This window comes from Frankia sp. RB5 (assembly GCF_059816245.1).
Map to the genome: position 1 here is coordinate 40,905 of NZ_JCBATA010000023.1, position 21,722 is coordinate 62,626.

At 73.2% G+C, this 21,722-nt stretch carries 19 protein-coding genes, 1 tRNA gene and 1 riboswitch; of the genes, 8 read left to right on the plus strand and 12 right to left on the minus strand.

Translation table 11 applies throughout. From position 1 onward, the window contains the following. Positions 1-104 precede the first annotated feature (104 nt). Complete coding sequence (locus AC6EXY_RS14440) at positions 105-473, plus strand: hypothetical protein (RefSeq protein WP_101833625.1); 369 nt, start codon at positions 105-107, stop codon at positions 471-473. A 59-nt stretch (positions 474-532) separates the two neighbouring features. Here the strand turns inward: AC6EXY_RS14440 and AC6EXY_RS14445 are convergent, their stop codons facing one another. Next, positions 533-1,432: an alpha/beta fold hydrolase gene (locus AC6EXY_RS14445; RefSeq protein WP_499817468.1), complete on the minus strand. Its 900-nt coding sequence runs from the start codon at positions 1,430-1,432 to the stop codon at positions 533-535. Further along, positions 1,429-2,283 (minus strand): NUDIX hydrolase, encoded by an 855-nt coding sequence (locus AC6EXY_RS14450; protein WP_207770470.1) that lies wholly within the window; start codon positions 2,281-2,283, stop codon positions 1,429-1,431. Before AC6EXY_RS14450 ends, AC6EXY_RS14445 begins: the two co-directional genes overlap by 4 nt. A 190-nt stretch (positions 2,284-2,473) precedes the next feature. On the opposite strand from AC6EXY_RS14450, the gene AC6EXY_RS14455 reads away from it, so the two are divergent. Next, positions 2,474-3,238 (plus strand): SDR family NAD(P)-dependent oxidoreductase, encoded by a 765-nt coding sequence (locus AC6EXY_RS14455; RefSeq protein WP_101833622.1) that lies wholly within the window; start codon positions 2,474-2,476, stop codon positions 3,236-3,238. Between the two features lie 69 nt (positions 3,239-3,307). Here the strand turns inward: AC6EXY_RS14455 and AC6EXY_RS14460 are convergent, their stop codons facing one another. Both AC6EXY_RS14460 and AC6EXY_RS14465 read right to left on the minus strand, forming a co-directional pair. After that, entirely contained in the window at positions 3,308-4,510 is a 1,203-nt protein-coding gene (locus AC6EXY_RS14460) for a thiolase family protein (RefSeq protein ID WP_101833621.1), read from the minus strand. 62 nt (positions 4,511-4,572) lie between these two features. Next, positions 4,573-4,977, minus strand: a complete 405-nt coding sequence (locus AC6EXY_RS14465; protein WP_101833620.1) for a Zn-ribbon domain-containing OB-fold protein — start codon at positions 4,975-4,977, stop codon at positions 4,573-4,575. A gap of 281 nt (positions 4,978-5,258) precedes the next feature. On the opposite strand from AC6EXY_RS14465, the gene AC6EXY_RS14470 reads away from it, so the two are divergent. After that, positions 5,259-6,149 carry an SDR family oxidoreductase gene (locus AC6EXY_RS14470; RefSeq protein ID WP_101833619.1) on the plus strand — a complete coding sequence of 297 codons (891 nt, stop codon included), beginning with the start codon at positions 5,259-5,261 and terminating at the stop codon, positions 6,147-6,149. Between the two features lie 170 nt (positions 6,150-6,319). On the opposite strand, the gene AC6EXY_RS14475 is transcribed toward AC6EXY_RS14470, so the two are convergent. Beyond that, on the minus strand, positions 6,320-6,982 hold the full coding sequence (locus AC6EXY_RS14475) for a GNAT family N-acetyltransferase (RefSeq protein ID WP_499817469.1): 663 nt from the start codon (positions 6,980-6,982) through the stop codon (positions 6,320-6,322). Between the two features lie 60 nt (positions 6,983-7,042). Then, positions 7,043-10,189 carry an nSTAND1 domain-containing NTPase gene (locus AC6EXY_RS14480; protein WP_499817470.1) on the minus strand — a complete coding sequence of 1,049 codons (3,147 nt, stop codon included), beginning with the start codon at positions 10,187-10,189 and terminating at the stop codon, positions 7,043-7,045. A 340-nt stretch (positions 10,190-10,529) separates the two neighbouring features. Here AC6EXY_RS14480 and AC6EXY_RS14485 point away from each other — a divergent pair, with 340 nt between their 5' ends. Then, positions 10,530-10,901, plus strand: coding sequence for a DUF4326 domain-containing protein (locus AC6EXY_RS14485; RefSeq protein WP_101833616.1), 372 nt, complete (start codon positions 10,530-10,532; stop codon positions 10,899-10,901). Positions 10,902-11,417: 516 nt separating this feature from the next. Beyond that, positions 11,418-12,842 carry a pyridoxal phosphate-dependent decarboxylase family protein gene (locus AC6EXY_RS14490; protein ID WP_101833615.1) on the plus strand — a complete coding sequence of 475 codons (1,425 nt, stop codon included), beginning with the start codon at positions 11,418-11,420 and terminating at the stop codon, positions 12,840-12,842. 279 nt (positions 12,843-13,121) lie between these two features. Here AC6EXY_RS14490 and AC6EXY_RS14495 read toward each other — a convergent pair whose 3' ends face one another. From AC6EXY_RS14495 to AC6EXY_RS14510, 4 genes are all read right to left on the minus strand, one after another. After that, complete coding sequence (locus tag AC6EXY_RS14495; protein ID WP_101833614.1) at positions 13,122-13,763, minus strand: NAD(P)-dependent oxidoreductase; 642 nt, start codon at positions 13,761-13,763, stop codon at positions 13,122-13,124. Positions 13,764-14,281: 518 nt separating this feature from the next. Further along, positions 14,282-14,368: transfer RNA gene (locus tag AC6EXY_RS14500), tRNA-Ser, on the minus strand. Between the two features lie 10 nt (positions 14,369-14,378). Further along, complete coding sequence (gene tadA / locus AC6EXY_RS14505) at positions 14,379-14,894, minus strand: tRNA adenosine(34) deaminase TadA (protein ID WP_101833613.1); 516 nt, start codon at positions 14,892-14,894, stop codon at positions 14,379-14,381. A 153-nt stretch (positions 14,895-15,047) separates the two neighbouring features. Continuing rightward, on the minus strand, positions 15,048-15,539 hold the full coding sequence (locus AC6EXY_RS14510) for a tRNA adenosine deaminase-associated protein (protein ID WP_101833612.1): 492 nt from the start codon (positions 15,537-15,539) through the stop codon (positions 15,048-15,050). A gap of 444 nt (positions 15,540-15,983) precedes the next feature. Here AC6EXY_RS14510 and AC6EXY_RS14515 point away from each other — a divergent pair, with 444 nt between their 5' ends. From AC6EXY_RS14515 to AC6EXY_RS14525, 3 genes are all read left to right on the plus strand, one after another. Next, the gene (locus AC6EXY_RS14515; RefSeq protein WP_101833611.1) at positions 15,984-17,234 is read left to right on the plus strand and encodes a MurT ligase domain-containing protein; all 1,251 of its coding nucleotides are present in this window, start codon (positions 15,984-15,986) and stop codon (positions 17,232-17,234) included. Continuing rightward, a complete protein-coding gene (locus AC6EXY_RS14520; RefSeq protein ID WP_101833634.1) occupies positions 17,231-18,031 on the plus strand; it encodes a type 1 glutamine amidotransferase in 801 nt (266 codons plus the stop codon). Before AC6EXY_RS14515 ends, AC6EXY_RS14520 begins: the two co-directional genes overlap by 4 nt. Before the next feature lie 158 nt (positions 18,032-18,189). Continuing rightward, positions 18,190-18,843: an alpha/beta hydrolase family protein gene (locus AC6EXY_RS14525; protein WP_499817471.1), complete on the plus strand. Its 654-nt coding sequence runs from the start codon at positions 18,190-18,192 to the stop codon at positions 18,841-18,843. A 684-nt stretch (positions 18,844-19,527) separates the two neighbouring features. Here AC6EXY_RS14525 and AC6EXY_RS14530 read toward each other — a convergent pair. After that, complete coding sequence (locus AC6EXY_RS14530; protein ID WP_207770469.1) at positions 19,528-20,628, minus strand: C40 family peptidase; 1,101 nt, start codon at positions 20,626-20,628, stop codon at positions 19,528-19,530. Positions 20,629-20,633: 5 nt separating this feature from the next. Continuing rightward, positions 20,634-20,813: riboswitch (cyclic di-AMP (ydaO/yuaA leader) on the minus strand. Positions 20,814-21,303: 490 nt separating this feature from the next. Next, a complete protein-coding gene (locus AC6EXY_RS14535) occupies positions 21,304-21,687 on the minus strand; it encodes a hypothetical protein (RefSeq protein WP_101833609.1) in 384 nt (127 codons plus the stop codon). Between the last annotated feature and the right edge of the window lie 35 nt (positions 21,688-21,722).

The following is a 21,722-nucleotide window of genomic DNA, read 5'->3' on the forward strand; positions in this document are numbered from 1 at the left end:
CCGTTGTTCGGCTGGGCCGTCCCGTAGGCGGGGCCTGGCCGGCCCACCTGACCGCCGCGCACCAGCTATCGCCCCATGTCGCCCGACCCCCTGGAGAGACGGCCGTGCCCTGGCGGACCACCCCCGTCGCCCCCGCCCTCGCCTTCGGCAGACAGGCCGGCGACGTGCTGGTGCGCTACGAGTTCGCCGGCACCGAGAACGAGATCCGGCTGAGCGCCGCGCTGTGGCGGGACCTGACCGGCGCGATCCGGGACGGGCGTCTCGGCGGCGGGCTCGGCGACGAGTGGACGGCCTGGACCCCGACCGTGGGCCTCGCGGCGCTGCGCGAGGGGCACGTGCACCTGCGCCACGGCCCCGGCAACCAGGTGGAGGAACGGCTGCCCGAGTCGGTGTGGCAGCAGCTCGCGGCGGCGGTCCGCTCCCGCGCCGTCGATGAGCTGCCCGTCATCACGAGCGCCGAGGCGGCGCCCTGACCTCGCGCCCGCCCGCGCACCGGACCCGGCGGGAACGCGCGAGCGGGCGTGGCGGTCGGTCAGGAACGGGCCAGGGCCTCGCGGATGATGGCGGCCAGCGGCAGGGGAGAGTCGCTCTGGACCGAGTGGCCGGCGCCGGGGACGACGTGGACCTGGGCCGACGGGCTGCGGCGGACGAACTCCTCGGCGTCCTCGTCGGCGGTGAAGATCGACGCCCCGCCACGGACCAGTGTCAGCGGAACCTTCGCGGCGGAGACGTCCTCCCACAGCGTGGCGAACCCGTCGCCGCCCGAGAGCCGGTCGTAGCGCCACTCCCAGCGGCCGTCCGGCCGCCGGCGGGTGTTGTGCAGGACGCCGCGGCGGATGTTCGACAGCGGGCGATGCGGCGCCGCGGCGGCGGTGAGCTTGACGATCTCCTCGAAGGTGGCGAAGCTGGCCGGGCCCTCGACCAGGGCGGTCGTGCCGCGCTCGGCCCGGGTCATCGACGGCTGGCGCAGGCCGACGGACGGCGTCACATCAACGATCACGCCGCGGCGGACGAGATCGGGGGCGATCGCCGTCAGCCGGATCGTGGTCAGGCCACCGAGCGACATGCCGACCACCGCGTCGGCCGCCGGCGCCCACGCGCGCAGCACGGGATCGACCGCCTCGGCGGCCCGCCAGGCCATGTAGTCGCGGTCGGCGCGCCAGTCGGAGTGGCCGTGACCGGGCAGGTCGACGGCGAGCGCCGGCAGCCCGAGAGCGAGGATGACCGTGTCCCAGGTGTGCGCGTTCTGGGCGCCGCCGTGCAGGAAGACGACCTTCGGCGGCTCGTCGCCCCACAGCAGCGCGCTGGCCTTCTGGCCGCCGCCGACATCCGTCGACACCCGGCGCACGGTCGGCTGCCCACCCCAGGGGATGCCGGCCTCGTCGGCGTTCTCCCGCAGCAGGGCGAACTCGTCGTCCTCGTACCTGGTCAAGATTCCTCCCCGCGAAGTCCGGCCGCGCGATGTCCGGCCGCGGCGGCCGTGAGCAGTCTGACCAGCAGCGAGCCGGTGGTACCCCAGCCGACGGCGTCGCCGCCGACGGTGAAGAACGGCTGCGCCAGGCGCACGTTTCCCATCAGTGCCTCGTACCAGTGCGCGTCCTCACGCGCCAGATCCGCGAGCGGGACGCTGAACGCCCGCTCCAGTTCCGCGCGGTCGATCAGGAGCGCGGGCCGCGCCGGCAGCAGGCCGACGAACGGTGCGATCACGAATCCCGACTGGGTGGCGACCATGTCGAGTGACCCGATGACCTCCACGTCCGCGGCGGGCACGCCGATCTCCTCCCACACCTCCCGCAGGGCGCCGTCGACCGGCTCCTCCCCGGGCTGCAGGACGCCGCCCGGGAACGCGATGTCACCCCGGTGTGTCCCGGCGGTCCGCGACCGCTCGATCAGCACGACGTGGGCGTCGTCCGCCCGGCCACCGTCCACGGGGCAGGCGACCGCACCGGCGTCGTCCGCGGGGGAGCCGGCCGCGTCGGCACCGGCCGTTGCGGTGCCGCTGGCGACCGGGGAGCCCGGGTGCACGAGCAGGACGATGGCCGAGCGCCGGCTGGCGGCTACGACCGGTGCCGCGGGCCGGCCGGGCGGGACCGCGGCGAATCCACGACGCACGTCGGCCATGGACGGGCGCCACCCGAGGGCGGCCAGTGGGGCCCAGGACGGCCGCGGATCAGGCGTGAGACGCGGCCCTCCGCCGTAGCGAAGATGGCTCGGCAGCCCGGCGGACGCCGGATCGTCCGCATCACCCAGGAAGGAGATCCCCGGGTCCGTGGGCCGCGACACCCTTCGGACGCTACCACCCTCCAGCAATAAGGACACTGTTCCGCACATATGCCCTGGTGTTCGGAGCGCATGGACCCTGCTGAGGAGCGCATGGACCCTGTCGAGGGGATTCGGCATCGTTGGCGACTGGAACGACTCCGGCGATAGCTTCCACCCTGGCGACCGATTCGGGCGGTGGAGCGGAGGCACGGTGGGGACGCAGCTGCAGGGCCGGACGGCGATCGTCACCGGCGCTGGCCAGGGCCTCGGGCGAGCCATCGCGCTGGCGCTCGGCGATCGCGGCGCCAACATCGTCATCAACGGGCGTACGAAGGCCAAGCTCGACCCGGTGGTCGCGGAGCTCGCCACGCGCGGCACCCGGGCCGTCGCGGTCGCCGCCGACGTGGCCCGGCGGGCGGACGTCGACGCGACCGTCGCCGTCGCCGTCGACGCGTTCGGCGGCGTGGACATCCTCGTCAACAACGCGCAGGCCACCGCCCCGCCCGCGCGCCTGACCGCACTCGACGACGAGACGTTCGACCTCTACTTCGGCAGTGGGGCGCGCGGCACGCTCTACGCGATGCAGGCCTGCCATCCCGTGATGAAGCAGCGCGGCGGCGGCTGCGTCGTGAACTTCGGCTCGTCGACGGCGATCATCGGCGACGTCGGGTTCGGCCCGTACGTGATGACGAAGGAGGCGATCCGCGGCCTGAGCCGGGTCGCGGCGCGCGAGTGGGGCCGCGACAACATCCGGGTCAACGTCATCTGCCCGGCGGCGCTCACCCCCGCGGGCCTCGAGTTCCAGGAATCCCATCCCGAGGCGTACCGGGCGATGCTGAAGACCGTGCCGCTCGGCCGGATGGGCGACGAGTCCGCGGACATCGCGAACGCCGTCGCCGCGCTCGTCGGCGACGACTTCCGGTACCTGACCGGCGCCACGCTCATGCTTGACGGCGGTCGGCTGCTCTTCCCCTAGGCTGGGCCACCGGGAGGCGGGAGCCGGCGATGGCCGGCCCGCGCCCCCCGGTGTCGGTGCGGGACGCAGTCAGGCCGCGGCCTTCTCCAGGATGTGCACACCACACGCGCTGCCGATGCCGATGACGTGCGCGAGGCCGACCCGGGCACCCTCGATCTGGCGGTCGCCGGCCTCACCGCGCAGGTGGGTGGCGACCTCCCAGATGTTCGCGATTCCGGTCGCGGACACCGGGTGGCCCTTCGACTCCAGACCGCCGGAGACGTTGACGGGCGTGCTGCCGTCCCGCCAGGTGGCACCGGAGTTGAAGAAGTCGACCGCGTTGCCCGGCTCGCACAGCTTGAGGTTGTCGTAGTGCACCAGCTCCGCGGTGGCGAAGCAGTCGTGCAGCTCGACGAGGTCGAGGTCCTCCGGGCCGACGCCGGCGGCCTCGTAGGCCTGCTCGGCCGCCCGCCGGGTGAGCGTGTTCACGTCCGGCAGGACCTGGCAGGCCTCCTGCCACGGGTCGCTGGTCAGCACCGAGGCGCTGATCTTGACGGCCCGGCGCTGCTGCTCGGGGGACAGCGTGCGCAGGTACCGCTCGCTGACGACCACGGCCGCCGCGCCACCGTCGCAGTTCGCGGAGCACATCGCCCGCGTGTTCGGGTAGGAGACCATGACGTCGTTCATGATCTGGTCGAGGGTGAACCGCTTCTGGTACGAGGCCAGCGGGTTCAGCGTCGAGTGGGCGTGGTTCTTCTCCGAGATCCGCGCGAACAGCTCGAAGCTGGTGCCGCCGTAGCGGTGGCCGTACTCCATGCCGACCTGCGCGAACACGCCCGGCATCGTCTCGGTGCCGATGCGGCCGTCGAGCGGGGCGACGGCGCCCTGGCGGCCCTCGGGGGTCCAGGTGTCCGCGTCGGCGGCACGGGTGTTGCCGCCGAGCAGGCCCGCTCCCGAGAGCTTCTCCACACCGACGGCCATGCCGACATCGGTCTCGCCGGCCTTGATCGCCATGATGGCCACCCGCAGCGCGGTGGCTCCCGTGGCACAGGCGTTCGCCACGTTGAACACCGGGATGCCCGTCTGGCCGATCTGCTTCTGCAGCTCCTGGCCGAAACCGGCGGCGTTGCCGATCAGGTTGCCGGCGCCCAGCACGCCGACGTCACGCATGGTGAGGCCGGCGTCGCGCAGCGCGCCGCGGGCGGCCTGGGCGCCGAGGTCGAGCGTGTCGAGCGTCTTGTGCTTACCAAACTTGGTCATGTGGATACCGAGGATCCACACATTGTCCGTCATGGACGTCTCCTGTCTCGCCTGAACCGTGCCTGATCCGGTGGGGTACCGACTGCCTGGCGGAATCAGGCGACGGGCTCGAAGCCGAAGCCGACCGCCTCCACGCCCGCGGCGTCCGTGCCCACCGTGGTCAGCGCCAGCCGCACCTTCATCCCGAGGCGCACGTGCTCCGGATCGGGCGGCGTGTTCACGATGTTGGCGCGCACGCTGGTGCCGCCGCAGTCGACGACGGCGGCCACGAACGGCACGGCGATACCGGGAGCCGCGAAGCTGACGATCGTGAACGTGCGCAGCTCGCCCTCGGTCGGCACGTCCACGGTGCGGAACTCCTCGCCCTCGCAGGACGCGCAGGCGATGCGGTGGTCGAAGAAGTGGGCCTGACAGCTGACGCACTCCTGCGCGGCGAGATGCGCGGAGCCGTCGGGACCGTCGAGCACCAGATAGTCGACGAGGGGTACCTGCTTGCTCACGTGTCCGTCCTCCAGATCGAACCGGGGCGCGTGCGGCGCCCGCCCACGCACCCCGCGCGCCGGCTGGTGTTCCGGCTGGTGTCGAGGTACCGGCCCCCCGCCTGGGGGTGGGGAAAGTGCCTGCTCCGTAGGCCCGGATCGTATTCACAAGCCCGGTCGAGGCGCATTCGATGCGGATGGGGCAGGCCGTCAGCGGTCCGCGCCGGCCGTGACCAGTCCTTGCGGCCGGTGAGAGCGCTCTGTTATTGAGGCTGGAGGGATCGGGCGAGGAGGAGCGGGCGATGGGCGCACTGGACGGGCGGGTCGCCGTCATCACCGGGGCGGGTCGCGGGATCGGACGGGAGCACGCGCTGCTGTTCGCCCAGGAGGGCGCCCGGGTCGTGGTCAACGACCTCGGTGGCGCCCCCGACGGCACGGGCGCCGACGCCGGCCCGGCCCAGCAGGTGGTCGAGGAGATCCGCGCGGCCGGCGGCGAGGCGGTCGCGAACGGCGACGACGTGACCGACGCCGACGGCGCCGAGCGGCTCGTGCGGACCGCGCTGGACACGTTCGGCGACCTGCACGTCCTGGTCAACAACGCCGGCATCCTGCGCGACCGGCAGCTGGTCAACATGTCCGACGAGGAGTGGGACGCCGTCATCCGCGTGCACCTGCGCGGCCACTTCATGCCGCTGCGCGCGGCCGCCCGCTACTGGCGGGACGCGGCGAAGGCCGGCCGCGAGCTGCGGCCCGCGGTGATCAACACGTCCTCGACGTCCGGCCTGTTCGGCAACTTCGGGCAGACGAACTACGGCGCCGCCAAGTCGGGCATCGCCTCGCTGACCCACATCGCCCAGCTGGAGCTCGACCGTTTCGGCGTCCGCCTGAACGCGATCGCCCCGGCGGCGCGCACGCGGCTCACCGAGAGCCTGTCCGGCGAGGCGAAGCCGGACGAGTTCGGCTTCGATCCGGACGACCCGGCGAACATCGCGCCGTTCGTCGCCTACCTGGCGACGGCGGACTGCCCGCTGCGGGGCCGGTCGTTCTTCGTCCACGGCGGCAGCGTCCAGCTGTTCCAGCCCTGGGCCCTCATCGACGGGATCGAGACCGACCACCGCTGGACCGTCGCGGAGTTGCAGGAGCGGGCCGGGCGCCTCGCCGACGTCCCGTTCGAGCTCAACCTGCCCTGGTAACGCGCTGACCTGGATGCGCGCGGCCGCCGGGTGACGGGCCCGCAGGACGGGCCGGACGATTTCTGGCGGGCGGTCGCCGCCGCCGGGCGGGAAGCGGCCGTGACGACCTGAGCCGAGCCGAGCCGAGTCGGGTCGGGTCCGGGCTGGGCGGGCCGGGCCGGGCCGGGCGATCAGGGGCGCGGCTCCCGGATGGCCGGTGAAGGGGACGCGGCTGCCCGGCCGGGGGACAGCGTGGCGGTCCAGGCGCGGGATAAGGAGGGCAGGGATGGTGCGGACGCCCGGGCGCGGGCGTACCACTCGGCGCGGCTGATCGCGTAGACGTTGCTGGCCCGCCAGGGCCCGACGTCCGCGACGCCGCGGAACGTCATTCCGAGCCGGTGGGCGATCGCGTTCATCCCGGCGTTGTCGCGATGGGTGGTGGTGATCAGCTCGTCCACCCCCAGCCGCTCGAAGCCGAAGGCGAGCGACGCGCGGACCGCCTCGGTGCCCAGGCCGTGCCCCCAGTGGTCACGGCGGATCGACACGGCCACCTCGATCCCCGGCCAGCCCTCCCCGACGTAGGCGCCGGCGCGGCCCAGGAACTCGCCACTGCCCCGTTCCTCCACCGCCCACATGCCGTGCCCGCGTAGCGCCCACATGCCGATGAGATGCGTGATCAGGCGTTCCGTCGCGGCCGCGCCGATGGGTCCGTCCAGGTAGCGCATGGTCTGCGGATCGGCGTTCATGGCCGCGTAGGGGCGCAGGTCCGCGGGCCGCCAGCCGCGCAGGACCAGCCGGGAGGTGATGACCGTCGGTATCTCGAAGCGGGCGGGAACGCCGTATGTCAACGCCATGTTAAAGATGGTCCGCCCGCGCAGGCCCGACGGGAAGCATCGCGCGGCACCGATCGCCGATCACCGCGGGCACGTCCGCTGGAAGGGCAGGCCACGAACGTAGAACTGCCAGGACGAGGCGTCGAGGCCGCCGCCGGCGACCCGGCAGGCCCGCGCGACGATGCCGCCCGTGAGAAAGTCCGCGACCGGATCGAGGCTCCACAGGCGGATGCTGCCGTCATAGGCGCCGGAGGCCAGCAGCGTGCCGTCCGGGGAGAACGCCAGGGACAGCACCGAGCGGCGATGGCCCCGCAGCGGCTCGCCGACGGGGCAGATCCCGCCCGACGTCACCGGGCCCGATCTCACCGGGTCCGACGTCACCGGGTCCGACGCCGACGGCTCCGACGCCGGCGAGCCCGGTGTCGGTACCGATGTCGGGGTCGCGGGTGCGGCGCCCGCGGGGCAGGCGCCACCGGCGGGTACCGCGTGCCACAGGCGCACGCCGTCGCCGGAGTCGGCGCTGGCCAGGATGCTGCCGTCGGGGGAGAAGGCCAACGCCCGCACCGACCCGGTGTCGGTCCGGATCTGACCGAGCGGCCGGCGGCCGCCGTCATCTCCGACCGCGGTGACGTCGATGACGCCGGACTGGCCGTTCTCCTGGGCGCGGCCGGCGCGCAGGTCCCGCCCGTCGGCCTCGATCGTCACCGGCGATCCGGGCTGCCCGACCCGGGCCACCCGCGGGTCGCCGAGACTCGTGCCGGTGCTGGACGTGCCGGTGTTGGACGTGCCGGTGTTGGACGTGCCGGTGATGCCGAGGGGGCGAGGACGTGTGCGGGTGCCGATGTCCCACGCCTGGCGATGGCCGCCGGTGTCGGTGGCGGTCAGGGTGCGGCCGCCGTCGGTGAACGCGACCGTGTCGACGGGGCCGCGCAGCCCGGTGAGCGGCGGGCCGAGCGCGACGGTCTGGCCCCGGACGACCGTCCATAGCTGGACCGACGCGTCCGCCCCGCCGGCGGCCAGCAGATCGGAGCGTGGGGAGAAGGCCACGGCGGTGACCGGATCGCCGCGACTGGCGAGCCCGGCGGGGTCGGTGGCGAGGCTCTGCAGCAGGTTCGCCCGGCTCGCCGGGTCCGGCTGGCCGCCCGCCGCGTGCGGCCCGATCGCCGCGGCGGCGATGCCCAGGCGCAGTGCCAGCGTCGGGTCGGTGTCGCGGACGCCGTCGGCGGACGTCAGCAGCGCGCGGGAGATCGCGGCTCGCTGCGCGTCCTCGGCGGCCTGCTGCGCGGCCCGGGCCCGGTCGGCCTGCCAGTAGGTCGTAACGCCGCCGAGGACGGCCAGCGCGAGCAGCAGGGACAGCCCGATGGTGATGCGCCGGCGCCGAGCCCGGTCCCGGCGGGCCCGGTCCTCGGCCCGCTGGTTGCAGGCGGCGAGGAACTGGCGGCCGAGGCGGTTGAGGTTGACGGCCGGCTCGGCGCCGGCCCGGAACCGGTCGTGGGACCCCCACAGGATGGTCGTCGCGGCGCGCAGCCGGTCGGTGCCCCACAGCGCGTGGTCCTCCTGGCCGTTTACCTGGCCGTTCGCCGGCCCATCGGTGCCGGTGCCGGTGCTGGTGCCGGCACCGTCCGCGCCGCGCGCCCATTCGGCGGCCGCCCGCTCGACCTGGCCCTCTGCCAGCAGCGCCGCCTCCCGCCCGCGGATCGCCGCGTCCAGGGGCAGCCAGGCGGTCAGCAGCGCCTCGTGGACGACGCCCACGGCCGTGCCGCCGAAGCTGCCGCTGTCGCTCGCCGTGGACAGCAGCCGTTGCTCGACGAAGGTCCCGAGGGCGGTGCGTAGCGCGGCCGAGGACAGTTCGTCGAGGTCGATGCGGCGGCGGGTGCGCCGGCCGGCCTCGTCCAGGGTGGCGAGTTCCGTCATGCTCGCGAGGATGTCCTCGCGGGGAAGGCGGGAGGTGGCGACCGCCTCGTCGAGCACGGCGTCGGCGCGGCGGGCCAGCGCGCCGCGCACCCCGCCGAGCTCGTCGTAGCGCCGTTCGGACAGCCGGCCGCCGCGGGTCTGGCCGCGGGCCAGCTCATGCAGGGTGAAGGCCAGCAGCGGCAGTGCCTCCCCGTCCGCGGTCTCCTCGACCATCCGGCCGACCAGCTCCGGATCGACCGCGAGGCCGGCGACCCGGGCCGGCTCGGTGATCACGACGTGCAGCATGTCGCGCCCGAGCGGGCGCAGCGGGAACGCGTGCAGGTGGGCGTCGCGCAGCTCGGGCACGGCGAACAGCTGGTCCTGGAACTCCGAACGCACCGCGATGACGACCCGGATGGGACCGTCGAGCCCGCGGGAGAGCACCGCGGCGAAGTGCGAGCGGTCCTCGGGCCCGGTGCGGGTGAACAGCTCCTCGCCCTGGTCGACGACGAGCAGCAGCCGGTCGCGCGGGGGACCGGGCACCGCGTCGAGCAGACGTTCGCTGAGTGTGGCGAGGGAACTCGGTTCCCCGCGCAGCCGCCGCAGCGCGTCGGGCGCGTCCCACGGCGCGCCCGCGGTCTCGGCCGCCTTCGCGAGCGCCAGCGCCAGCTTGCGGACGGGGTCGCGGCCCGGCACGAACGGCTCGGCCACCAGCCAGCCCGCCTCACCACCCAGCCGGGCGGCGAGCCCGGCGCCGACCAGCGACGACTTCCCGCAGCCCGAGCCGCCGACGACGAGCAGCAGGCGCCGGTCGCTGAGCGCGCGCAGCCGGTGGGTCAGCCGGCGCAGCTCGTCGTCACGGCCGTAGAAGACCCGGGCCATGTCCCGGGTGAACGGGCTCAGGCCGGGAAACGGCGAGCGCTCCCATGCCCAGCCGAGCCCGCCGGAGGCGTCGACCCGGCGCAGCGCGACGTCCAGATCGCCGATCCAGCCGTCGTCGACCGCGGCGACGACGTGCTGCCGGTCGTCCAGCAGCGGGGAGGTGACTCCCGGCTGGGAGCGCAGCGGCAGCAGCAGACTGCCGACCTCGTGCGCGATGCCGATCTCGTACGCGCACCAGGGGGACGCGTTATAGGCGTCGGTGAGTACGCAGATGACCGCGTCGGCGGCGCGCAGTTCCTGATGCAGACGGTCCTTCCAGAGATCGCCGACCCGGATTCCCTTGCGGATGTCCCGGGCCAGGAATGCCTGGTGCCCTAGATCGGCCAGCTCGCGGTGGATCCGCTCCGCGAACGTGCTGTCGGAGCTGGCATGACTGATGAAGACGCGGGCCACTCCCCATCCCCGGGCAGGCTACGGACGGACTCATTCTGATATTGCGGCGTACGCATATCGCCGCCCCTTCGATACTACGTCGCCCGGCCGGGTCCGCTCCCGTCGGAATACGGGTTGTCGGATTCCGTGTCGCCGTTGCCGGCGCTGGAATTCGGTGAGATGAACGGGCAGTGTCCCATCGCTGGCGTGTCGCTTACCCGAAGGTGAATGTCTGAGGTGATCCGGATGTTGACGGGTGGTTTCCGCGGCGCGTGGCGGGGACATCCGTGGTGGCTCCGCGGCGGGGCCGGCCGCGCCCAGGGCGGCCGGTGGCGTGTCCCCGCGGGGGAGGGAGGGTGCGATGACCGCGCCGCGTGTCCATGTCCGACTCTCCCGGGCGGCCGGCTGGCGCAAGCCCGACGACGTCGTCGTGGTCGCCCGTCCCACCCGGTGGGGCAACCCGTTCGACCAGCGGGAGATGGGCCGGGACCGGGCCATCGCCCGCTACGCCGCCTGGATGTCGGGCGACGGGCCGGACGAGTGCCGCGACCGGGCCGGCCGGCGCTACTCCCGGGCGGAGCGGCTGGCGGAGCTGCCGGCGCTCGCCGGCCACCGGCTGGGCTGCTGGTGCCCGCCGGGCGAGCCGTGCCACGCCGACGTCCTGGCGGCCCTCGTCGCCGAGCACGAGGGTGCGGCGCCCTCGCCGCCCGTGGGATCGCGGCCGGCCGGTTGACGGTACGTCGTGGCCGGGTGGCCCTGCGCTGTTCTCACGACAGTGCGGCATGGTTCGGCGGGCCCCGGCACACCCGGGGCCCACCCACGGCCGGCAGGCGGGCGAAAACGTCGTCAAGGCGACAGATTCGGGGAGGATTGCCCTGGGATACGGCCCCTGTCCGAGCCCTGGAGCGGGGAGGAGCCCGTAATTCTGGCGGGCCGGTCGCGCACCCGGGCGTCCTTCATGGCATGCTCGGATTCCAACGGCATGAAGGCATCGCCGCCGGGTCGCCGTATCGTTGTGGACGACCGGTCAGGCGATGCGCGCGGTATCTGTCCGTCACGTGGCGGATGGGCCCGGATCAGCCGTTCAGCGTAGCGTGAGTCCTCATCGTGGAGGTTCGTTGTGAAGCGTGTCGGTGCGATCATCCTGCTGGTTGCGCTCGTGGGTGGCGGCTTCCTCTTCAAGCGCCAGCGCGGCCGGTCGGAGGCGTAAGAACCGGGGTCTGCTCTGGTCGGTCGAGTTTCCGTCGACGTGCACCAGTTTGACGCCGAGACGGCCGATCTGCTGCGGGCGGTGTTCGACGTTACCCGGCTGCGGCTCGGGTTCGATCCGGTTCCCCTCGATGGTCCGGCCTCGCCGGCGGAACTGACCGCCCGCGCCGGGCCGACGATCACGCCGGAGGGTATCGGCGGTCGCCGCGCGCTGGAGATCTTCGACGAGGTGCTGGCCCGGGCCTGCATCTCCGCCGATCATCCGCGCAATCTCGCGTTCATTCCGGCCGCGCCCACCCGCGCGGCGGTGTTGTTCGACCTTGTGGTCGGCGCGTCGTCCATCTACGGCGGGAGCTGGATGGAGGGCGCGGGCGCCATACACGCCGAGAACGAGGCGCTGCGCTGGCTGGCGGATCTGGCCGGCCTGCCCGCCGAGGCCGGCGGTGTGTTCGTGCCCGGCGGCACGGTCGGGAACCTGTCGGCGCTCGCCGCCGCCCGCCACGCGGCGCGGGAGCGGCTGGCGGCGGCCGGATCACCGCAGCCGTCGCGGTGGCGGTTCGTCTGCGGCGAGGAGGCGCACTCCTCGCTCTACCAGGCCGCATCCGTCCTCGACGTCGACCTCGTGGCCGTCCCGTCCGGTGTGGACGGCCGGCTGACCGGCTCCCGCCTCGCCGCGGCGCTCGACGCCATGGCAGAGGCGGCGCCACCCCGGACCGGCCCGCCCGTGGGAGGCGGCTGCGGCGGGAACGCGTTCGCGGACGGTGTGTTCGCCGTGGTGGCGACCGCGGGGACGACCCAGTTCGGCATCGTCGACGACCTGCGGGGCATCGTCGAGGTGGCGCGCGGGCGCGGTTTGTGGGTGCACGCGGACGGCGCGTACGGCCTCGCCGCGCTCGCCGCCCCGTCGGCACGCCCGCTGTTCGACGGCATCGCCGAGGTCGACTCGTTCATCGTCGACCCGCACAAGTGGCTGTTCTCGCCGTTCGACGCGTGCGCGCTGGTGTACCGAGATCCCGCCGTGGCGCGCGCGGCACACAGCCCGCAACGGGCCGGATATCTCGACGTGCTCGATTCGGCGGCGAACTGGAATCCGTCCGACTACGCGATCGGGCTGTCGCGGCGAGCCCGCGGGTTGCCGTTCTGGTTCTCGCTCGCCACCCATGGCACCCACGCCTACGCGAACGCGGTGGAGACGACCCTGGCCACCGCCAGGTCCGCGGCCGAGCAGATCGCCGCCCGTCCCGACCTGGAACTCGTCCGCCCGCCGCAGCTGTCCGTCGTGGTGTTCCGCCGGCGTGGCTGGGACGAGGTCGACTATCACCGCTGGAGCGGCAGTCTGCTGCGGGCCGGATTCGCGTTCGTGCCGCCGACCCGGCACGACGGCGAGACGGTCGCCCGTTTCGCCATCGTGAACCCGCGGACCACACCCGGCGACATCGAGGCGATCCTCACGACGATGTCCTGAGGGATGTCCTGAGGGATGCCTTGAAAGATGCCTTGAAGGATGTCCTGACGGACGTCCTGAAGTCCTGAAGGATGTTCCGCGGGCCTCGACGGCGCCCGCGGAAACGGCCGGAAAACGTGAATGGCCCGGGCGGCGCGGAGCGGACGGGCGAATTGCCCTGTCCACCCGCGCCACCCGGGCCGGCGCACCGGTCAACCAAACCGGCATCGTCGACGGGGCCGCCGGTGCGCCGTGTCACCCGTGGTCGCCATTGGCCACGGGATGGCACTCAGCGTGGGTTCAGTTGCCCACCGTGATGCGCCGGTTGCGGTTGCGTGGCCGCTCGATCTCGTCGACGACCGCGATCGCGAAGTCCTCGTGCGAGATGCCGACCTGGCCCTGGGCGTCGACCACGGGACGGTCGGTGCCGGTGCGGTAGGCGCCGCGGCGCTGGCCCTGGCCGACGTTGCGCGGCGGCGGGGCGATGGCGACCCACCGCACGTTGCGGGCCCCGCGGTAGACGTCGAGCGCGTCCGCCTGGTCGAGCGCGTCCTTGCGCTCGGCCGCCGGGAAGTCGGAGCCGTCGACGAGCCGCTGACCGTTCTCGTCCTCCAGCGTGCCACCGCTGGAGACGTGCACGATGGCCGGGGCCTGCTCGCCGATGCGGGGCAGAACGTCGACGAGGGTCCGGGCCGCGTTCGCGTGCACCGGACGGTCGACACCACCCACGGCGACGACGACGGCGTCCGCGTCCTGTGCCAGCCGCTGGACGACGTCCCGCGACGTGACGTCACCCTCGACGCCGTTCGCCTTGCGGGGGAGCTTCTTCACGCGGGCGGCGTCGACCTCGACCGCCGTGACCTCGTGCCCCCGCCGAATCGCTTCGTCAGTGATGCGGCGTCCGATCTGACCCGCGGCACCAAAAATGACGATCCTCGCCATGCCATTGCCTCCGACTCATCGGTCGTGCGACTGATGGACAGTCCTGCGACTAGCTGGCTCCGGCGTGCGTTCACCGGAACCATGGTCAGTAATGAATTACTGCCCGGGCTGACTATTTCACGCTGCGTAGTCGCCGCAAGTTGACGAGGGGGAGCTGTCTCGCCCACCCGGGGTGGGACGGGCTGTCGCCCGCCGCGGGCGGGCGGGCAGGCGGGGCGGGCGTGTACCAGGCCGTGACCTTCGAGTGCCTGGCCGCGGCGAGTCGTGACAGCGTCTCGGCAGTTTCACAGCGGCCCGTGTCGCATATTCGGGGCAGAACGGACAGGGAGCCGCGTGTTCGCGACACGGCGTCGCTGTCCCCTGCACGCACCTTCCCGCCTGCGGGAAGTACGCCCGCTATGCGGCTTACGGGAAGTTGGCCGTGGAGATCACGCCCCCAGGGCGTGGCCTAGGGGACGCCCGAGACCCAGCTCGTCGTCTACCGGTGGCGAACGCCAGGCCTGGACCTGGCGGATGGGCGGTGGAGGTGGGATTTGAACCCACGGAGGGGTTGCCCCCTCACACGCTTTCGAGGCGTGCGCCCTCGGCCACTAGGCGACTCCACCGTGGATGAGCTTACCGGACGCCCAGAGCGTCCGGTTCGCCGCCCCCCTCTGATGGCGTCGGCGGCTCGGCGAGCGGCGCCCGGCCGGCGGAGTCCGGGCGGCGGTCAGCGAAGAAGGAGGCGAGCAGGGCACCGCACTCGTCGGCGCGGACGCCGGCGATCACCTCGGGGCGGTGGTTGAGACGGCGGTCGCGCACGACGTCCCACAGGGAGCCGACCGCGCCGGCCTTGTCGTCGAACGCGCCGTAGACGAGCCGGTCGACCCGGGCCAGCACGAGCGCGCCCGCGCACATCGTGCACGGTTCGAGCGTGACGACGAGGGTGGCGCCGGCCAGCCGCCAGGCGCCGACCGCGCGTGCCGCCGCCCGCAGCGCGATCACCTCGGCGTGGGCCGTCGGGTCGCCGTCGCGCTCGCGCGCGTTGTGGCCCGCTCCCAGCACCGTGCCGTCGCCGGCGACGACGACCGCCCCGACGGGCACGTCCCCATGCGCCAGCGCCAACCGTGCCTCGGCGAGCGCCAGCCCCATCGCCGCGTCGTGGCGACCCCCCGCGATCGTCGCCGTCACGAGCCGTTCCCGGGCACGCTGGTACGGGGGTGCGTTCTCACCCGGGTGGGCGTCCCCGGACGGGTGGACACGTCCTCGTCCTGGCGGGTGCCCATCACGGCGTGGTGGAGCGGATCAGCCACGGGCGTCGTCGAGGATCTCCCCGGCGCCGGCGCGCTCGCTCAGGGCGCTGATCAGGTCGGCGGGGAGCATGCCCTCCTCGCTGATCAGCTCCAGCAGCGCCTCGGCGGACGTGCCGAGGTCGGCGAGCAGGTCCAGGTCGCCGACGGGGGCGGCCTGGGTGAGCGCCGAGGCGTCGTCGTCCTCGTCGTCCTCGGTGAACGCGGCCATCGACGGCAGGGCGTCGGCGAACAGGCGCTCGGCGAGTTCGGAGGTCACGAGGACCCGGCGGTCGGACAGGAAGACCTTGGTGTCGGGATCGTCGGCGCCGAGGCGGACGACCGCGAGGTACTCGTCGTCCTCCTCCAGGAACGCCACGATGGTGTCGTCTCCGAAGTCACGCATCGCGTCGGTGAGGTCGTCGAGGTTCTCGGCGTCCGCCGGGTCGATGTCGTGCACGGACCAGCGGCCGTGCTCCCGCGCGATCGCGACTGCCTTCGTGGTCACTGTGCGCCCTCACGTCCTTTCCGTGCCCCGGGTGCCCGGCCGACCGGGACCGCGGGCCGCTCGCGGACCCGTAGGCGGGGCGGCGCGTCCCCGCCGAGCCCGCTGCGACTGTTCCGCCTGTGATTCTCGCCCCGCGCGCCGGTCCTGGGAATTCCGGTTCACCCCGTCGGGTGAGTTCTACCGTGCCACCGAGTCGATTCCCCCACCGAGGTCCGGTTGACACCCGCGGCCGCAGCCGCGAGGTGACTATCGGTGTCCCCTCCTGCGGGGACGGACGGTCATCCTCATTCACCTGCGGTGATGGAGACGGCGAAAGGGGACGTCCGGGGCGGGACACCTCCTCGGCCGACCGAAGCCGGCAACAGCGGCAAGTGTGAGGTTTCCGAACGACAGGCGGGGGTGGCCTTCGCAGCCCACCACCCTCGTGGCACTGTAGAAAGCGCGATGACGACATCATTCCCGCGCAGGTTCACCGCCAGGACCCAGGCCGCGCTCGCCGTCGAACGCCTGGCCGCCGAGGCGTCGCGCCGCCTTGGCCGCGGTTCGGGGGAGATGATCGGCGGCAAGCTCGCCCTGCGGGTCTCCCCGGAGATGCTCGCCGAGGTCGGTTCCCACCGGCCCAGTGCCTGCGTGTCCGGCACGAACGGCAAGACGACGACGACCCGGCTGCTCGCCCGGGCGCTGGGCACCCTCGGCCCGGTCACCTCGAACAGCGGCGGCGCGAACATGGCCCCGGGCGTGCTGGCCGCGCTGTCCCGCCCGCCGTTCGACGCCGCGGCGGCCCTCGAGGTCGACGAGATGTGGCTGCCGAAGGTCGCCCGGCAGATCACCCCCCGGGTGGTGCTGCTGCTCAACATCAGCCGCGACCAGCTGGACCGGTCGAACGAGACGCGCCGCATCGCCGCGATGTGGCGGGAGCTCGGCGGCGAACTGCCGGAGACGACGGTCGTCGCGAACGTCGACGATCCGCTGGTCGCCTGGGCGGCCGCCGGCTGGCGGCGCCAGGTGTGGGTGTCGGCCGGCCAGAACTGGACGGCGGACGCGATGGTCTGCCCCCAGTGCGCGAAGCTGCTGTACCGCAACGAGAGTGGCTGGTGGTCCGAGTGCGGCCTGGCCCGCCCGGAGCCGATCGTCGCCGTCACCGGCCCGCGGGAGCTGCTCTGGTACGGCCGGACGATCCCCGCCCGCATCGACCTGCCCGGCCGGGTCAACCTCGGCAACGCGGCGATGGCGGCGGCGGCCGCCCGCGAGTTCGGCGTCGAGGTCGAGGCGTCGCTCGGCGCGATGACCGGCCTTGGGGACGTCCAGGGCCGTTACCAGGAGGTCGTCCTCGGCGAGCCGGGCCGGCGGGGTCGGCTGCTGCTGGCGAAGAACCCGGCCGGCTGGGTGGAGATGATGGAGCTGCTCGCCGACGCTCCGCCGCGCCCCGTCGTCATCGACTTCAACTCGCAGACCGCCGACGGCCGCGATCCGTCCTGGATCTGGGATGTTCCGCTCGAACGGCTGCGCGGCCGCCAGGTGCTCGTCACCGGCGAGCGCAAGGAGGACATGAGCGTGCGGCTCGCGTACGCCGAGGTGGCGCACAGCCTGCATCCCAGCGCCGAGGCCGCCGCGCTCGCGGCGAACGAGAAGGTGGTCGACGTGGTCGCCAACTACACCGCGTTCCGTGACCTGCTGGTCCGGTGCTCCCGGTGAGGGGCGTCTCGGCGACCAGGATCGCGCTGATCTACCCCGAGCTGCTCGGCACCTACGGCGACGGCGGCAACGCCATCGTGCTGGCCCGCCGGCTGCGCTGGCGGGGTCTGCCGGCCGAGGTGGTCAACGTTCCCGCGGGCTCCCCGGTGCCCGACGGGTGCGACATCTACCTGCTCGGCGGCGGCGAGGACGCGCCGCAGGTGCTCGCCGCCGACGGCATCCGGCAGAACCGGGCCATCCTGCGCGCGGTCGGCGGCGGCGCGGCCGTCCTGGCCGTCTGCGCCGGCTACCAGGTGATCGGGACCAGCTACCCGTCCGGCGGGCGGATCCACGAGGGCCTCGGCCTCGTCGACATCGAGACCCGCCGCTCGTTCGGCCCGCCCGACGCCGCGCCGCCCCCGCGCGCCGTCGGCGACATCGTCGTCGAGCCGGACCCGCGGCTCGGCCTGCCTACCCTGTTCGGGTACGAGAACCACGGCGGGCGCACCCGGCGGCTGCCCGGCGCGGGCGGCTTTCCGCTCGGCATCGTGCGCCGCGGCGTCGGAGACGGCTCCGCCGCCGGCGGGGGGGAGGCCGGCGGCCGTGCGGACGACCACGGCGGCGCTCCCGGCACCGACGGCATCGTCGACGGCCGGGTGATCGGCACCTACCTGCACGGACCGGTGCTGGCGCAGAACCCGGCCCTCGCCGACCTGCTACTCGGCTTCGTCCACGGCAGTGCGCTGCGGCCGCTGGACGGCCCGCCGGAGACGGTGGCGCTACGCGAGGCCCGCCACCGCGCGCTGGTCACGCCCTGACGCCCTGACGCCCCATGCCCGCCCCTGCGACCCATGCCCTGACGCCGCACGCCCAGATGTCCCACGCCCTCGCCGCCGGCCCACGACGGGCCGGCCAGGGCGTCATCTGATCACGCGTTTGCGGCGTTTCCCGGCGGGCGGTGTGGTTCGGTTGGATCGTGGCATCGAATCCCCTTGCCGGCTGGTGGGGCAAGAACAAGCGAACCGTGTACATCGTCGCGGCGGTCATCGTCGTGCTGTATCTGTTCATCGGCAACAACGGTGGCACCAAGACCAAGCGGGTCACCATGCCGAAGGAGTACGGCTCGGCGGGGCGGGAGCTGCTCGTGCACGCACCAGGCCATCCGAAGAACCCGATCCCGCTCGTGCTGATCCTGCACGACGACAACGCGGCCGCGAAGAACCTTGACCATGACAGCGGCGCGGGCTCCGTGGCGAACAGCGAGGACTTCGCGGTCGCCTATCCGGAGGCGGTCGGTGGACTGTGGCGCATCGACGGGCCGGACAGCCCCGACGCCCAGTACATCCGGGACGTGGTCAGCTTCGTCGCCGACAGGAAGAGCAAGATCGACCTGAACCAGGTGTACATCTGGGGCGTCGGTGAAGGCGCCCGGCTCGCCCAGACGACCGTCTGCGGCGGCGCGAAGCCGGTCTTCGCGGCCGTCGGCGTCGTCGGGCAGTTCACCCAGGAGCCGCAGTCCCCCTGCCCCGCTCGGGCCCCGCAGGAGCGGGTGGCCGAGACGAAGTGGAACAAGAAGGTCAGCGAGGCGCTGTGGAAGGCGTCCGAACCGCACCGCCTGCCCACCGCCTGACGGCCCGCCAGCAGCCCGTCCAGGCCCGCGCCGTACGGATGTGGGCCGGGCGGGCCGAGCGGCTGGCCTGTGACACCTGGGTTCTGTGACCTGGGCGCACCTGTCACACCTGGGCGCACTGTCACACCTGGGCACACCGTGATGACGGAGAACGGGGTCCGTCGATGCCGCCGGGAGGGGGGTAGCGGCATCGACGGACCCGCGGCCGTGGCTCCCGAAGGCCCGCCGGCCTTCCGCTGCGGATGGGGGGGGAATCCGAGGGAAGGCCGGCGGGGTCGGGGGCCTTCCGGCCGGACGGACGTCAGATGGGGGGGAGATCTGACGTCCGTCCGGCCGGAAGGAGACGCGACTTCGGCCGGGGTCAGGCGCAGGCACGGTCAGGCAGGCACGGTCGGGCACGGCGAACTACGGGGACGGCGTGAGGCGCCCCGCGGGACCAGGCGGACCGTGATCAGGCGGGCGGTGTCAGGGCCCGGCCGATGCTCGTCCTGGGCGGTACTCGTCCGGGTCAGCGGCGATGGTGACCCACACGGCGAAGAAGCGACGCCTACATGGAGTGGCGGGCGTCAGAGCGCATGGCGGCGAGCGCCGAGGCGCCGAGCCGGCGGCACGGACTCTGTCTGGTGGTCGCGGCCGGAGGGGGGAGGCCGCGACCCGGGAGTCTGGGACGCCGGGGAACGGCTCCTAGAGGACTCGGCCGACGTAGTAGGAGGTCGTGTAGATCTTCTGGAGCTTCACGACGTCACCGGTGTGCGGCGCGACCCACATCTTGCCGTCGCCGGCGTAGATGCCGACGTGGTAGATGTTGCCGGGCGTGCCGAGGAAGATCAGGTCGCCGGGCTGCTTGTTGTACATCGAGACCCGGGTAGAGGCGGCGAACTGGGCGTCCGTCGTCCGCGGCACCGTCTTGCCGAGCTGCTTGTAGATGTACTGGACGAGGCCGGAGCAGTCGAAGGAGCTGGGCCCCTCGGCGCCGTAGACGTAGGGCTTGCCCGCCTGCAGCGAGGCCAGGTAGACGGCCTTCTCGCCGATGGAGCTGGTCGGCACCGGCACCGAGACGTTGACCTCGGGGGTGTCGACCCGCACGCCGGCGCTCCGCGAGACCGAGGCGGTCGGCTGCGGGGCCACCGTCAGCGTGGCGTCGTTGGACGAGCGGGCGGACTGCAGGGCGTCGGTGCCGTCGAAGATGGCGGTGACGCTCGTCGTGGTGAGCACCCGCGCCGTGTAGGAGGCGTAGCCGCGCGAGTCCGTCTGCAGGTGCTTGAAGGTGGCCCACCCGGTGGGGAGCTTCACCTGGACCTTGACGAGCTGGTTCGCGAGCGGCTCGTTCGTCGCCTGGTTGTACAGCGAGAACCCGACGTTGATCGCCTCGTTGGCGTCAACGGTCTGCTGGGGGGTGGTGCTCCGCAGACCAACCTGGATCTTGCCGGACAGCGGCGGCGCGTCGACGCCGTTCGTCATGCCCAGCGTCGCGCCGGAGGTGCCGCCATGGGCACTCACGGCCGCCGCGGCGATGCTGCCACCCAGGGCGGCGCGCGAACCGATCTGCGCGGCCAGGGTGACCGGAGCCGTGTTCGTCGACTCGTCCGAGGGGGCGGCGGCGTGAACGTCAGTGGCGCAGCCGGCCAGGGCCACCCCGGAGACCGCGACGGTCCCGGTGGTCATCGCGGCGAAGGCGCGAGCGCGGGCCCTGCTACGGGCGACCGGCGCGGTGGACGGGGCGCGGTGACGGCCGCGACCTGCGATCCGCGAATCTTCGTCGAGCTGCACGCTTTGCGCGGACAACGGTGTATTCCTTCCCGTACGCCTGCGAAGTGAGCTGTCGGGTTCGGGCTGGGCTTGCCCGGTCCGAGGGCGTGACCTTCACGCGCCTCGGACTTCACCCCTAGACCGGCGCCGCGGATCGGTGCCAGCCGGTGGAGGTGGGTCCCCCGCTCCTGCCCCATGTGACGACTCGGAGGGGACACCGGGGCCGGGGGCAGGATTCGGCGTTCGGCCCGGTGTTGTCGTGACGTCGGCGTGAGACTAGTCCACTTGGAGGGGGTGGGTAAACACTAGTCCTTCCCAACTACAGCCAGTGTGCGCTGATGTGCCCGCCGCGCGAAGCCCTCTCCCAGTCTGGCTACCGCTGTCCCGGATCGGCCCCCCATCCCGAAAAACCCTTCCTGTCCTGCGGTTCTGGCGGGCATTCGAGGGCCTGGGAGGGATGCGGAGAAGGGGGTGAACGAGAGTGCCACCCCGGTCGTGCGGCTTCGGGTTGAGTCGGTTCGAGAACAGAAAGTAATTGCTTGCCGCGGGCCCGCCGCAGCGTCTCGGGGCGTCCAGGACGCCGCCGGAGGCGGGTTCGGCGAAGGGCGGCCCGGCCCGAGGTCGCCGCGGATCGTGACGGAGGGATCGCCGAAAGGTGACGCGGGCGGGTGGATGGCTGCGGCGGCCCGGCAGGGCGCGGTGGCCCGGGAGTCAGCGCCCCCGCGCGCGCCGGCTGAGGAAGCCGGCGGCGTCGAGCACCTGAAGCTCGACGGCGAGCTCGTGGACCTCGCGGGGCAGCGACCGGTGGTGGCGCAGCGCGGTGACGGCGGCGCGGGCGCGGTCGGCCAGCTCGTCGAGTGCGTGCTGGCGCTGGCGCATGCGGGCCCGCTCCTCCTGGATGGTCCGCACGGTGTCCTCCTGCCAGCGCCGGGTCCGCACGAGGTGCTCGCTGGCGTCCTTGGCCTGCTGCTCGGCGTCCTCCAGCCGGCTCAGGAGCGTGTCGAGGTCCTCAAGGCGGCTCGCGAGCTCGGCGATGAGGTCGCCCCGGTCGGGGAGGGTGGCGGTCTCTCGCCGCTTGGGGTCAGACGAGGGCATGTACTCCCCTGGCGGGTGGGGGGATCGGTGGGGAC

Bases quoted from the DNA above. Each gene is read 5' to 3' on its own strand.
- AC6EXY_RS14475 (WP_499817469.1), bottom strand. From the start codon at position 6,982: ATGGCGTTGACATACGGCGTTCCCGCCCGCTTCGAGATACCGACGGTC.
- AC6EXY_RS14495 (WP_101833614.1), bottom strand. From the start codon at position 13,763: ATGGCGAGGATCGTCATTTTTGGTGCCGCGGGTCAGATCGGACGCCGC.
- AC6EXY_RS14460 (WP_101833621.1), bottom strand. From the start codon at position 4,510: ATGACGGACAATGTGTGGATCCTCGGTATCCACATGACCAAGTTTGGT.
- AC6EXY_RS14535 (WP_101833609.1), bottom strand. From the start codon at position 21,687: ATGCCCTCGTCTGACCCCAAGCGGCGAGAGACCGCCACCCTCCCCGAC.
- tadA (WP_101833613.1), bottom strand. From the start codon at position 14,894: ATGGGGCTGGCGCTCGCCGAGGCACGGTTGGCGCTGGCGCATGGGGAC.
- AC6EXY_RS14485 (WP_101833616.1), top strand. From the start codon at position 10,530: ATGACCGCGCCGCGTGTCCATGTCCGACTCTCCCGGGCGGCCGGCTGG.
- AC6EXY_RS14515 (WP_101833611.1), top strand. From the start codon at position 15,984: ATGACGACATCATTCCCGCGCAGGTTCACCGCCAGGACCCAGGCCGCG.
- AC6EXY_RS14470 (WP_101833619.1), top strand. From the start codon at position 5,259: ATGGGCGCACTGGACGGGCGGGTCGCCGTCATCACCGGGGCGGGTCGC.